The sequence below is a fragment of the Rathayibacter sp. VKM Ac-2754 genome (genome assembly GCF_009807095.1).
Taxonomy (GTDB): Bacteria; Actinomycetota; Actinomycetes; order Actinomycetales; family Microbacteriaceae; genus Rathayibacter.
This window is the reverse complement of the sequence record NZ_WUCC01000005.1, coordinates 114,198-126,844: the sequence shown is the minus strand read 5'-3', so window position 1 is coordinate 126,844 and position 12,647 is coordinate 114,198. Positions and strand designations below refer to the sequence as shown.

The window sequence follows — 12,647 nt, the reverse complement described above, 5'->3', positions numbered from 1 at the left end:
CGGCCGACGCGCAGTGAACGGCGGAGTCTGATGCGCGCGTTCCGCCGCGACTCCTCCGGTGCCGCCGTCGCCCGCTTCGACCGCGAGGAGGCGGGCATCCTCCGCCACCTCGCCGGCGAGATGCTCGAGCTGCTCGACCGCGGCGCCACCTCTGAGGAGGCGCGCTCCGACCCGGCACTCGCCCGGCTGCTGCCCGACGCCTACCGCGACGACGCCGAGGCGGCGGCGGAGTTCCGCCGCTTCACCGGCGCCGACCTGGCCGGCCGCAAGATGGACGACGCGCGCGCGATCACCGCGGCGCTCGACGCCGGCGACGGCTCGGGGCACGGTCGGATCTTCACCGGGCTCGGCGAGGTCGCCGTCCGGCTCGAGCCCGGCCCGGCCCTCTCCTGGCTCCGCGCGCTCACCGACATGCGGCTCGCCCTCGCGGTGCGCCTCGGCATCGTCGACACCGACGACGTCGAGCCCGAGGGTGAGAGCGCCGCCGCGATCCGCAGCGTCTACGACTGGCTGGGCAGCGTGCAGGACGGCCTGGTCCACGCCGTCGACGTCTGAGCCGGGCCGGCCGCAGGCTCGGCGGCGAGGGAACCCCGGGCCGACCAGGCCGCCCGCGCGGGTCGGCTCCCTCAGCGGTGCAGGGTTCCCCCGGTGCGCCTTGCTACCCCCGTCCACAGGTGTGGATAACCCTGTGGAGAGGTGTGGACAACCCGGTGACCACCGGTGCCCGGGTGGCGCCGCATCCGCCGCACAGCGCTGAGCACGGGGTGCAAGGGGGCTGTGCGGGGATGTGGAAACGGATACGGTCCAGCCTGTGAATACTCAGGCGGGACATCAGGCCAAGCGCACGGCGAACGAGGCGCAGGACTCGACGGCGGTGCGCACACTGGCGCGCTTCGGCTTCGCCGCGAACGGACTCGTGCACCTCCTCATCGGAGGCATCGCGCTCGGAGTCGCGCGCGGAGGCGGCGGCGAGGCCGACCAGACCGGCGCCCTCAGCGCCCTCGCCGCGCAGCCGGGCGGAGTCGTCGTGCTGTGGGTCTGCGCCATCGGCCTCCTCGGACTCGCTCTGTGGGGCGTCCTCGAGGTCTTCCTCGTCTCGCCCGGCGACAGCGCCGCCGAGACCTGGGGCAAGCGCGCGAAGGAGGCGGCCAAGGCGATCGTCTACGCCGCGCTGGGCGTCACGACCCTCCGCTTCGCGATGGGCGGCAGCTCGAGCTCGTCGCAGTCGTCCGAGAGCGCGAGCGCGCAGGTGCTCCAGGCGCCGGGCGGCGTGGTGCTCCTCGTGATCGTGGGACTCGCGATCCTCGTCGTGGGCGGCGTCTTCGTGTACCGCGGAGTCACCAAGAGGTTCCTGAAGAACATCGCGACGCCTGCGGGCACGACCGGCACGGTCGTCACCTGGCTCGGCATCGTCGGCTACGCGGCGAAGGGCGTCGTCCTCGCGGTCCTCGGGGTGCTCGTCATCCTCGCCGCGGTGCAGCACGACCCGTCCCAGGCGGGCGGGCTCGACGAGGCGCTGAAGTCGCTCGTCGAGCTGCCGTTCGGGGTGCCGCTGCTCAGCGGAGTCGCGGTCGGACTGATCGCGTACGGCGTGTTCTGCTTCGCGCGGGCGCGCTGGCCGCGCCTCTGACCTCTCCGGCGTGCAGAACCGAGGCGGAGGCGGGCGATCGGCCCCGCAGCGCCGATTCGACTCCTCTCCTCCTCGGTTGTGCACGCGGATCGACGCGGAGTCTCGGCCGCGACCCCCGATCGCGGGTGCTACTCGGGTCCGTCGATCTGCGCAAGCGGTCCCGCCGTCCTCGTCGCGGTGACACGCTGAGCAGGTGAGTGCAGAGATCGACGGGCAGAGCTGCCCGGCACCGGTCGAGGAGGCGTCGCGCCTCCTCCGGGCCGTGGCCTCGGGCGACCGAGCCGCGTTCGCCGAGCTCTACGACCGCTTCGCTCCTCTGTTCGCCGCCTCCGTCGCGACCGTGCACACCGACCCCACCGTTCGGGACCGGCTCTGCACCGAGGCGTTCACCGAGGTCTGGCGGCGCGCTCGAGACGGCGCCGCCTCCGATCGGCCCGTGCTCTGGCTGCTCGAGGTGCTCTGCGAGACGCTCGGCTCGGCGCGCGGCCTCGCCCGCCGCCCGCTCGGCGACGACGTGCTCGGCCTGAGCTGCCCCGACCGCGAGCTCCTCCTCCTCGCCGCAGCCGGCCGCTACACGCAGCCAGAGATCGCCGCGCTCACCGGGATCGGCGAGCCGCGACTCCGCGTGGTCCTCCGCGAGGCGCTGCGCACGCTCCGCGGCGGCGAGCTCCGCACGGCCTGAGTGCGCACCGGCGGGAATCGCGTCTCCGCCCGGGAATACAGCCACGCGCGGTAAAGTTGAGTCAGTCGAACTCAACTTTCGATCACCACGGAGGAGATCACCAGATGCAGGCCGGTCAGCAGGGCGAGCAGTCCGCCCTCGAGCAGTACGGCGTCGACCTCACGGCGATCGCGGCGAGCGGCAAGCTCGACCCGGTCATCGGTCGCGACGCCGAGATCCGGCGCGTCAGCCAGGTGCTCACGCGCCGCACCAAGAACAACCCCGTCCTCATCGGCGAGCCCGGCGTCGGCAAGACGGCCGTCGTCGAGGGCCTCGCCCAGCGGATCGTGGCGGGCGACGTCGCCGACAGCCTGAAGGACAAGCGCCTCGTCAGCCTCGACCTCTCGGCGCTGATCGCCGGCGCGAAGTACCGCGGCGAGTTCGAGGAGCGCCTCAAGGCCGTCCTGAAGGAGATCAACGACTCCGACGGCCGCATCATCACCTTCATCGACGAGCTGCACACCCTGATGGGCGCGGGCGGCGGCGACGGCTCGGTCGCGGCGGCGAACATGCTCAAGCCGATGCTGGCGCGCGGTGAGCTGCGGATGATCGGCGCGACCACCCTCGACGAGTACCGCCAGTACATCGAGAAGGACGCGGCCCTCGAGCGCCGGTTCCAGCAGGTGTTCGTCGGCGAGCCGACCGTCGAGGACACGGTCGCGATCCTCCGCGGGCTCAAGGAGCGCTACGAGGCGCACCACAAGGTCGCCATCGCGGATGCCGCGCTCGTGGCCGCCGCGTCGCTCTCGAACCGCTACATCACCGCCCGCCAGCTGCCCGACAAGGCCATCGACCTCATCGACGAGGCCGCGTCGCGTCTGCGGATGGAGATCGACTCCGCACCGGTCGAGATCGACGAGCTGCGCCGCTCCGTCGACCGGCTGAAGCTCGAGGAGCTCGCGCTGAAGAAGGAGAAGGACGAGGCCTCGAAGGCGCGACTCGAGAAGCTGCGCGAGGATCTCGCCCGCCGCGGCGCCCAGCTCGACGAGCTGCAGCAGCGCTGGGAGCGCGAGCGCGCCTCCCTCAACCGCGTCGGCGACCTCAAGAACAAGCTCGACGCCCTGCGGATCGAGGCCGAGCGCGCCCAGCGCGAGGGCAAGCTCGAGCGCGCCTCCCGTCTGCTCTACGGCGACATCCCGGTGATCGAGCGCGAGCTCGCCGCCGCCGAGAAGGAGGAGGAGCCCGTCGAGGGCCGCATGGTCAACGAGCAGGTGACGGCCGATGACATCGCCGCCGTCATCGCCGCGTGGACCGGCATCCCCGTCGGCCGCCTCCTGCAGGGCGAGACCGAGAAGCTGCTGCACCTCGAGACCGAGCTGCACCGCCGCCTGATCGGGCAGAACGAGGCGGTGTCAGCGGTGTCGGATGCGGTCCGCCGCACCCGCGCGGGCATCTCCGACCCCGACCGGCCCACCGGCTCCTTCCTCTTCCTGGGGCCCACCGGCGTCGGCAAGACCGAGCTGGCGAAGGCGCTCGCCGACCACCTCTTCGACGACGAGAAGGCGATGGTGCGCATCGACATGTCCGAGTACGGCGAGAAGTTCGCCGTCTCGCGGCTCGTGGGCGCGCCTCCCGGCTACATCGGCTACGAGCAGGGCGGTCAGCTGACGGAGGCGGTGCGGCGCCGCCCGTACTCGGTGGTGCTGCTCGACGAGGTCGAGAAGGCGCACCCCGAGGTGTTCGACATCCTGCTGCAGGTGCTCGACGACGGCCGGCTGACGGACGGGCAGGGGCGGACGGTCGACTTCCGCAACACGATCCTGATCCTCACCTCGAACCTCGGCTCGCAGTTCCTGATCGACCCGAACCTGTCGCGGTCGCAGAAGGAGGAGGCGGTGCAGCAGATGGTGCGCCAGGCCTTCAAGCCCGAGTTCGTGAACCGCCTCGACGACATCGTGATCTTCCAGGCGCTCGACCGCACAGAGCTCGGCGAGATCGTGTCGCTCTACGTCGACCGGCTCTCGCGCCGCCTGGGGGAGCGGCGGCTCGAGCTCGCGGTGACGCCCGCCGCGCGCGGGTGGCTGGCCGAGCGCGGCTATGACCCGCAGTACGGGGCGAGGCCGCTGCGCCGCCTGATGCAGCACGAGATCGACGACAAGCTGGCGACGGCGCTGCTCGACGGCTCGATCCGCGACGGCGACGTGGTGCTGGTCGAGGTCGCCGACGACGGCGACGCGCTCACGGTGTCGGCCGGGCTGGCCGCCGCGGCGTAGGCCGCCGGCTCCGCCCGTTCCTCAGAAGTTGCGGTAGTCGCGCTCGACTACCGCAACTTTCGAGTACTCGGCGCTCCTGCGGACTCGACGGGGCGGCGCTCCTCCACAGGGCGGGGGAGGAGGCGATCCGTCCACAGCTGCGAGGATCCGCGGATCGGCGGGGAGCGCGGGTCGGTAGCGTCGCGCCCATGCCTCCTCCTCCCGTGCCGCCCGCGAGTCCCCGCATGGCCGATCTCGCTCCCGAGCAGCGCCCGCGCGAGCGGCTGCGCGCCCACGGAGCCGCATCGCTGACCGACGCGGAGACCCTCGCGATCCTGATCGGCACCGGCGTCAGAGGGGCCAACGCGACCGTCGTCGCCCAGCAGCTCCTCGCGCGCTTCGGCGGCATCGACGCTGTCTCGCGGGCCGGGGTCGCCGATCTCGTCCGTCATCGCGGCATCGGCGAGGTCGCCGCCTGCCGCATCGTCGCCTCCTTCGAGCTGCGGCGGAGGATGAACCGCGTCGGCCGCACCGCCCGCGTCCTCGACGCCGCGACCCTCGCCGCCCTCGTGACGCCCCTTCTCGCCGCCCGCCCCGCCGAGACGGTCCTCGCCGTCGCGCTCACCGAGGCCGGCGCCGTGCGCGACGTGCTGACCCTCGCCGACGGGCCGCCCGCGCACGCCGACCTCCCCGTCTCCGGCGTGCTCGCCGAGGTCCTCGCGCGGGGCGCCGCCACCGTCGCGCTCGCGCACTCGCACCCGGGCGAAGCCCACGTGCTGCCGTCCGACCGCGCGGCGACCCGCGCCCTGATCGAGGGGGCGGAGGCGTGCGGCCTGCGCTTCCTCGCGCACGTCGTCGTCGGCAGCGACGGCTGGGAGGAGGCGCCCCCGTGAGCGCCGCCGCAGCCCCGCCCTCGTCCGTCGCCCCTCCGGCGTAGCGTGGAGGCACCCCATCCACCTCTCCGACCAGGGAGTCCCCATGCGAGCAACACTCATCCACGGCGAGCGCGACATCCGACTCGAGGAGGTCCCCGACCCCGTGCTCTCGACCGGGCGCGACGCGATCGTGCGCGTCACGGCGGCGTGCGTCTGCGGCTCCGACCTGTGGCCCTATCGCGGCGTGACCCCGACGAAGGAGGCGCACCGCATCGGCCACGAGTTCGTCGGAGTCGTCGAGTCGGTCGGCGACGACGTGCACGACATCGCCCCGGGCGACTTCGTCATCGCGCCGTTCTACATCTGCGACGGCACCTGCGCCAACTGCGCCAACGGCGTCTCCACCTCGTGCCTGACCGGCGGCTGGTGGGGCACCGAGGTCGGCGAGCAGGGCTTCGCCGACGGCGCACAGGGCGAGAAGGTGCGCGTTCCGCTCGCCGACGGCACGCTCTTCCGCGTCGGGACCGATCCCGACCCGGCCCTCATCCCCAGCCTGCTGACGCTCGCCGACGTGATGGGCACCGGTCACCACGCCGCCGTCTCGGCCGGAGTCTCGGCGGGCTCGACCGTCGCGGTCGTCGGCGACGGAGCGGTCGGCCTCTGCGCCGTGCTCGCCGCGAAGCGCCTCGGCGCGACCACGATCATCGCGATGTCGCGGCACGCCTCCCGGCAGGCCCTCGCCACGCGCTTCGGAGCGACCCACATCGTCGACACCCGCGGCGACGAGGGCGTCGCGGCCGTCCGCGAGCTCACCGGCGGCATCGGCGCCGACTGCGTCCTCGAGTGCGTCGGCACCAAGGAGTCGATGCAGCAGGCCCTCGACTCCGCCCGCCCCGGCGGCATGGTCGGCTACGTCGGCGTCCCCAACGGCGGCCCCGAGCTGCCCGTGCGCCAGATGTTCGGCTCGAACGTCGGCGTCAACGGAGGCGTCGCGCCCGTCCGCGGCTACATGGCCGAGCTCCTCCCCGACGTGCTGAGCGGCGCGATCGAGCCGGGCCTCGTCTTCGACCTCGAGCTGCCCCTCGACGAGATCGCGGAGGCGTACGCCGCCATGGACGAGCGCCGCGCCATCAAGACGCTCGTCCGCCCGTAGCCTGCCCCGCAGGGGCGTATCGAGCGCCGTGCCATCCCGACCCTCGTGCGCCCGAGCACGCTGGTCGAGTAGCCCCGCAGGGACGTATCGAGACCCGCCCGCTTCAGACGGGTGGTCTGCACGCCGCGCCTTCCGACGCCGGTGGATCTCGATACGCCCGCTGCGCGGGCCACTCGATCGGTGAGGGGGAGCCGCGCCCCGCAGCCCACGTCATCAGAACGTGCCCCGCGGGAAACGCCGCCGAAACAGGCGGCGTCTACCGTCGGACACGACCCGGCTGCGGCCGGGTTCTTCTCGAGGCAGTTTCGCTACAACATCGCATAACTCCGCCGACCGCGCGGATCGCGTGCGACTCCTCCCTCCACTTCCGCTACGAAGTAGCACAACAACAGGAGCCCCCATGACGCGCACCGCCCCGCACCGCTCCCGCCTCCTCCTCACCGGCGGCGTCCTCGCCGTCACCGCCCTCGCGCTCGCCGGCTGCGGCCGCGGCTCCGACTCCGGTGCCGCCGCCTCCGCCGACCTCACCGTCGACGACTCCGCCGCCACCGGCACCGTCACCCTCTGGGCCCCCGACGGCGACGCGAAGCAGCTCGACACCGTCCTCGCCGACTACGAGGCCGAGAACCCCGACCTCGATCTCGAGGTGACCCTGGTGCCCTCCGACGAGTACAACACCAAGCTGCAGACCGCCGTCGCCGCCGGCACCGCGCCCGACATCGCGTTCCTCTACACCGAGGCGCAGACGCAGTTCCTCGCCTCCGACGCCTTCGCCCCCGTGCCCGACGACCTGGTCGATTCCGACAGCTTCTTCGAGGGCTCCTGGGACGCCGGCGAGTACGACGGCACCACCTACTCGGTGCCCTGGTACGCCTACACGCGCGTCCTGATCTACCGCTCCGACTTCGCGGAGGCCGGCGGAGTCACCGCCCCGACCACCTGGGACGAGACGCTCCCGTTCTTCCAGGGCCTCGAGGCCGGCGGCGCCGAGTCGGGCTACGGCGCCGACGTCGGCTGGGACACCTACAACGGCCAGACCCTCGCGACCTTCGCGCACCAGGCGGGCGCCGACCTGCTCAGCGACGACGGCTCGGAGTGGCAGCTCGACAGCCCCGAGATGATCGCGGCGGCCGAGTTCAACGCCTCCTTCTTCTCCTCCGGCGTCTCCTCGCCCGACACCCCGCAGTTCCTCGACGCGCAGCCCTACCTCGTCTCAGGGCAGACCGGCTCGATGATCAGCGGCCCGTGGGTCGTGGCGACGCTCGACGACACCGCCGCCGAGGAGGGCTGGACCGCCTCGCACATCGCGACCGCCGTGCTCCCGGCCGGACCCGACAGCGGGTCGGGCCAGCTCGCCGGCGGCAGCTGGGGCGTGACCGCCGCCTCCGACAACGCGAGCTCGGCCTGGAAGGTCGTGCGCGAGATGGCGCAGGAGGACACCCAGGTCGCGCAGTACGCGGCCGCCGGCAGCATGCCCGCCGTCGTCGACGCGTGGAGCGACCCCTCGATCGCCGACCAGCCGCTGCTCACCGCCTTCTTCACCCAGCTCCAGGACGTCGAGCCGCTGCCCGCCGTCACCACGTGGACCCAGGCCTCCACGGTCCTCGGCCAGGAGATGGAGAAGGTCGCCCGCGGCAAGGAGACGGCCGCCGACGCGATGGCCGCCGCCCAGCAGCAGGCCGCCTCGATCGGCACGGAGTGACCGCGTGGCTGTGACCGCACTCGCCGGCAAGCCCGTCGCACGGCAGCGGCACGGCCGGCACACCGGCATCGCCTGGCTGTTCCTCGCGCCCTTCGCGGTGATCTTCGGAGTCTTCACCGCGATCCCGGTGATCGCGTCGCTCGCGATGAGCGTCACCGACATCCGCGGCGCCGACCTGCAGCAGCCGTTCGGCGTCGACTTCACGGGTCTCGAGAACTACGCGGTGCTGCTGGGCGACGCGGCGTTCCTCCGCTCGGTGGCGAACACTCTGTACTTCGTCGTCATCGGGGTGCCGGTGACGATGGCGGTCGGCTTCGTGCTGGCCCTGGCGCTCGACACGGGCATCCGGAGGCTGCGCGGCGTCTTCCGCGCGCTGTTCTACGCCCCGGTCGTCACCAACATCGTCTCGGTGGCGCTGATCTGGCAGTACGCGTTCAACCAGAACGGCACGATCAACGAGTTCCTCGGAGCGATCGGATTCGCCGGCCCCAACTGGCTCGGCGACGAGAACCTCGCGATGCCGGTCGTCATCCTCCTCGGGATCTGGCGCAACTTCGGCACCGCGATGCTGCTCTTCCTCGCCGGCCTGCAGTCGGTCCCCGAGGATGTGCACGAGGCGGCCTCGCTCGACGGGGCCGGGCCCTGGCGCCGGCTGGTGTCGATCACCGTGCCGCTGCTGATGCCCACGACGCTGCTCGTCTCGGTGCTGCTCTCGGTGTTCTTCCTCCAGGTGTTCGACGAGCCCTACCTGCTCACCGGAGGCGGTCCGCTCGGCTCCACGGAGTCGATGGCGCTGTACACCTACCACCAGTTCGGCTTCGGCAACATCGGCGTCTCCTCCGCCGCGTCGTTCCTCCTCCTGCTCATCGTCGCGCTCGTCAGCGTGCTGCAGTTCCGTCTGCTGAGGTCCCGCTCATGACCGTCACCGCCCCTCCTCTCGCTCCCGTCTCGCCGCCGCCGCGGATCGAGCCGGAGCCCCCCTCGCGCACCCGCGCCTCGTCCGACCGCCTCCGCCGGGCCGTGCTCTACCCGGTGCTGACGGTGCTCGCCGTGATCACCCTCCTGCCGTTCGTCTGGGTCTTCTCGGGATCGCTGCGCACCACCGCCGACATCAGCGCGAACCCCGGCGCATGGCTCCCGACCGAGGCGACGCTCGAGAACTTCGGGCGGCTGTTCTCGCAGGCAGGCTTCACCGGATACCTCGGCAACAGCCTCGTGGTCGCCGGGATCGTGGTGGCGGGCAACCTCGTCGCCGCGGCGGCCGCGGGGTACGCGCTGGCCAAGCTCGACTTCGCGGGCAGGCGGGCCGCGACGATCGCCGTGCTGATCGCACTGATGATGCCGTTCTCGGCGGTCTTCGTGCCGCAGTTCGTGGTCACGGTGCGGCTCGGCCTCGTGAACACGCTCGCGGGCATCGCCCTGCCCTCGCTCGTGCTGCCGATCTCGATCTTCATCGTGCGGCAGTTCGCCGAGAGCATCCCGGAGGAGCTGCTCGAGGCCGCGCGGATCGACGGCGCGAGCGAGCTGCGGATCTTCGCCCAGGTGTTCCTGCCGCTGGCCGGACCCGCCCTCGCGACGGTCACGATCATGTCGTTCCTGGCGGCGTGGAACAACTTCATCTGGCCGCTGCTCGTGGCCCAGAACGCCTCGACCTACACGCTCCCGGTGGGCCTCGCGGCGACCAGCCAGGCCTCGCAGAACGTCACCGACTACGGGCTCGTGCTGGCCGGTGCGGTGGTGGTGATGCTGCCGGTGCTGGTGCTCTTCCTGCTCCTGCAGCGCTACTTCGTGCAGGGTATCGTCGCGACGGGCCTCAAGTGACGGGCAACGGAGTGACGGGCACCGGAGTGATCGGCGCCGAAGGGGCAGTGGGCATGGACATCTCGGTGGAGGCGCCCTGCGGCGCAGTGGTCGGTCGCATCGAGGGAGGCATCGCCCGGTTCCTCGGCGTGCCGTTCGCCGAGGCGCCCACGGGGGAGCTCCGGTTCCGCGCCCCCGAGCCGCGCGCCCGCTTCGCCGAGCCGTTCGACGCCTCCGCCTACGGAGCCACGCCGCAGCGCGGGCGCCCGTTCGAGTTCACGACGATCCCCGAGCACTCGATCCCGGGCGCCGACACGCTGACCCTCAACGTCGTCGCGCCCGTCGGCGCCTCCTCCCTCCCCGTCCTCGTCTACCTGCACGGCGGCGGCTACGTCACCGGAGCGGCCTCCAGCGACTGGCACGACGGCTCGGCGTTCGCGCGCGACGGCGTGATCGTCGTCACGGCCGCCTACCGGCTCGGCGTCGACGGCTTCGCGGTGATCGAGGGCGACGCGAACCGCGCGGTCCGCGACTGGCTCGCGGCGCTGCGCTGGGTGCAGGCGAACATCGCGGCGTTCGGAGGGGATCCCTCCCGCGTCACGATCGCCGGCCAGTCGGCGGGCGGCGGGGCGGTGCTCACGCTGCTCGGCTGCGCCGAGGCGCAGCCGCTGTTCGCCCGCGCCGTGGCGATCTCGCCGACCGATCGCAGCGTGCCGCTCGCGGAGGCGTCCGCGCAGGTCGCTGCCTTCGCTCTCGGACTCGGCGTCGCACCGGACCGCGCGGGGTTCGCCTCCCTCGACCCCGACGAGCTCTCGGAGACCGCCGCCCGCACGATGATGCCGGGGGCCTCGATCGTCTTCGCACCGGTGACCGGCGACGACCTGCTGCCCGAGCCCGTCGCGACGGCCACCGCTCTGGCGGGGCGCGACAAGCCCCTCCTGATCGGCGCGACCGCCGACGAGTTCGACACTCCGCGGATCGAGCGCGACGCCGACGCGCCGCCGCGGGCCACCGACCTGCTCTTCCGCCGCGCGGTCGTGCAGGCCGCGCGCAACCGCGCCGACGGCCCCGCGCCCACCTGGCTGTACGCGTTCGACTGGGTCTCGCCCGCGGTCGGCGGTGCCGGGCACTGCCTCGACCTGCCCTTCTTCTTCGACCACCTCGACGCGGAGGCGACCACCCGGGTCCTCGGCGACGCGCCCCCCGCGGCGCTCGCCGCCACCATGCACCGCGAGCTCGTCGCGTTCGTCAGCGGCGCGGACCCGGCCTGGCCGCCCGCCCGCTGCGAGGCCGGCGACTCCGCCCGCGTCTACGACGTCGAGCCGGCCGTCGTCGCCGGCCGCTTCGACGACGTCCTGCCCCTGGTCGGTGAGCACCGATGAGGGCCGGGGTCGCCCCGAGCACGCTCCGCCGGCTCAACTCCGGCGTCGTCCTGCGCGCGCTCGCCGAGCACGACGAGCCGGTGACCATGGCCGTGCTGGTGCGCGAGGTCGCCCTCTCGCGGCGGACCGTCGAGCTGATCCTGGCGCGCCTGTGCGAAGAGGGCTGGGTCGACGAGACGGCTCCGGATCCGGCCAGGTCCGACGTCGGCCGCCCGCCGCGCACCTTCCGCTTCCGCGCCGACCGCGCGCTCGTCGCAGCGGTGCGGATCGACACCGACTTCGCCTCCGCGGTGGTCTGCGACATCCGCGGCCGCATCCTCGGGCGCTCGCTGCGGGCGCTCCACGACTACCTCTCGCCCGAGGCCGCCGTCGACGACGCGGTCCTCGCGGTCGAGGAGGCGGTCGCCGCGTCGGGGCTGCCCCGCGAGCGGATCCACGCCGGCGCGGTCGCCGCCGGTGGCGCGATCGACGAGGACGGTGTCGTCCGGCGCCTCGTCAACTCGCCGCGCTGGAACGGCTTCGCGCTCGCCGATGCCCTCTCCGAGCGCCTCGGCGTCCCCGTCTTCGCCGACAACGACGCCAACCTGGCGGCGCTGGCCGAGCGCTGGCGCGGTGTCGCCGCCGACTCCGCCGCCTTCGCCTGGTGCATCCTCGGGAACCGCACCGGCGTGGGCCTGGTCATCGGCGGCGCGGTGCACCGCGGCTTCCGCGGGGCCGCGGGCGAGCTCGTCGAGGCGGGCGCCCTCGCGACGGGGCGGATGGAGAACACCCCGTTCGGACTGCTGACCTCGCCGCAGCGCTCCGAGCGCGAGCGCGCGCTCCGCTCGGTCGAGGCCGCCCGCGCCGGAGACCCCGAGGCGCTGCGCGAGCTCGACGCCTTCGTCGCCCACCTCGCCGAGCTGCTGTCGACCCTCGCGTGGACGGTCGCGCCCGACCTCTTCGTGCTCGGCGGCGGGCTCGAGGAGGCGGACGACCTCCTCCGCCCGCGCGTCACCGCGTCGATGCGCGGTCTCGGCACCCTCGACGTCGCCGTGCGGTCGACCGTGCTCGGCGCCGACGCCCCGCTGATCGGAGCGGTGAAGTTCGTGCTCGACCGCATGGACGTCGCCTTCTTCGGCCCCACCCTCGCCGCGCCGCCCATCCGGCCGCGCGTCGCCGTCTGACCCCGGCCCACCGGCCCGCTAGGAGAACC

General features: G+C 73.0%; 11 protein-coding genes. All 11 read left to right on the top strand.

Annotation, left to right across the window (positions count from 1 at the left end):
* Nucleotides 1-30: 30 nt before the first annotated feature.
* The 11 genes from GRS92_RS10170 to GRS92_RS10120 all read left to right on the top strand — a co-directional run bounded on the left by GRS92_RS10170 (nucleotide 31) and on the right by GRS92_RS10120 (nucleotide 12,618).
* The gene (locus GRS92_RS10170) at nucleotides 31-555 is read left to right on the top strand and encodes a DUF2017 domain-containing protein (protein ID WP_159855874.1); all 525 of its coding nucleotides are present in this window, start codon (nucleotides 31-33) and stop codon (nucleotides 553-555) included.
* A gap of 256 nt (nucleotides 556-811) precedes the next feature.
* Complete coding sequence (locus GRS92_RS10165) at nucleotides 812-1,630, top strand: DUF1206 domain-containing protein (RefSeq protein WP_159855872.1); 819 nt, start codon at nucleotides 812-814, stop codon at nucleotides 1,628-1,630.
* A 193-nt stretch (nucleotides 1,631-1,823) separates the two neighbouring features.
* Complete coding sequence (locus GRS92_RS10160; RefSeq protein WP_159855870.1) at nucleotides 1,824-2,312, top strand: hypothetical protein; 489 nt, start codon at nucleotides 1,824-1,826, stop codon at nucleotides 2,310-2,312.
* Nucleotides 2,313-2,416: 104 nt separating this feature from the next.
* On the top strand, nucleotides 2,417-4,564 hold the full coding sequence (locus tag GRS92_RS10155) for an ATP-dependent Clp protease ATP-binding subunit (RefSeq protein WP_159855868.1): 2,148 nt from the start codon (nucleotides 2,417-2,419) through the stop codon (nucleotides 4,562-4,564).
* Between the two features lie 188 nt (nucleotides 4,565-4,752).
* Complete coding sequence (locus GRS92_RS10150) at nucleotides 4,753-5,436, top strand: JAB domain-containing protein (RefSeq protein ID WP_159855866.1); 684 nt, start codon at nucleotides 4,753-4,755, stop codon at nucleotides 5,434-5,436.
* An 85-nt stretch (nucleotides 5,437-5,521) separates the two neighbouring features.
* The gene (locus GRS92_RS10145; protein WP_159855864.1) at nucleotides 5,522-6,571 is read left to right on the top strand and encodes a zinc-dependent alcohol dehydrogenase family protein; all 1,050 of its coding nucleotides are present in this window, start codon (nucleotides 5,522-5,524) and stop codon (nucleotides 6,569-6,571) included.
* A 400-nt stretch (nucleotides 6,572-6,971) separates the two neighbouring features.
* The gene (locus tag GRS92_RS10140) at nucleotides 6,972-8,273 is read left to right on the top strand and encodes an extracellular solute-binding protein (protein ID WP_159855862.1); all 1,302 of its coding nucleotides are present in this window, start codon (nucleotides 6,972-6,974) and stop codon (nucleotides 8,271-8,273) included.
* Between the two features lie 4 nt (nucleotides 8,274-8,277).
* Complete coding sequence (locus tag GRS92_RS10135; RefSeq protein ID WP_327437436.1) at nucleotides 8,278-9,192, top strand: carbohydrate ABC transporter permease; 915 nt, start codon at nucleotides 8,278-8,280, stop codon at nucleotides 9,190-9,192.
* Entirely contained in the window at nucleotides 9,189-10,094 is a 906-nt protein-coding gene (locus GRS92_RS10130) for a carbohydrate ABC transporter permease (protein WP_159855860.1), read from the top strand. Before GRS92_RS10135 ends, GRS92_RS10130 begins: the two co-directional genes overlap by 4 nt.
* The gene (locus GRS92_RS10125) at nucleotides 10,091-11,455 is read left to right on the top strand and encodes a carboxylesterase/lipase family protein (RefSeq protein ID WP_159855858.1); all 1,365 of its coding nucleotides are present in this window, start codon (nucleotides 10,091-10,093) and stop codon (nucleotides 11,453-11,455) included. Before GRS92_RS10130 ends, GRS92_RS10125 begins: the two co-directional genes overlap by 4 nt.
* Nucleotides 11,452-12,618, top strand: a complete 1,167-nt coding sequence (locus GRS92_RS10120; RefSeq protein WP_159855856.1) for an ROK family transcriptional regulator — start codon at nucleotides 11,452-11,454, stop codon at nucleotides 12,616-12,618. Before GRS92_RS10125 ends, GRS92_RS10120 begins: the two co-directional genes overlap by 4 nt.
* Nucleotides 12,619-12,647 lie beyond the last annotated feature (29 nt).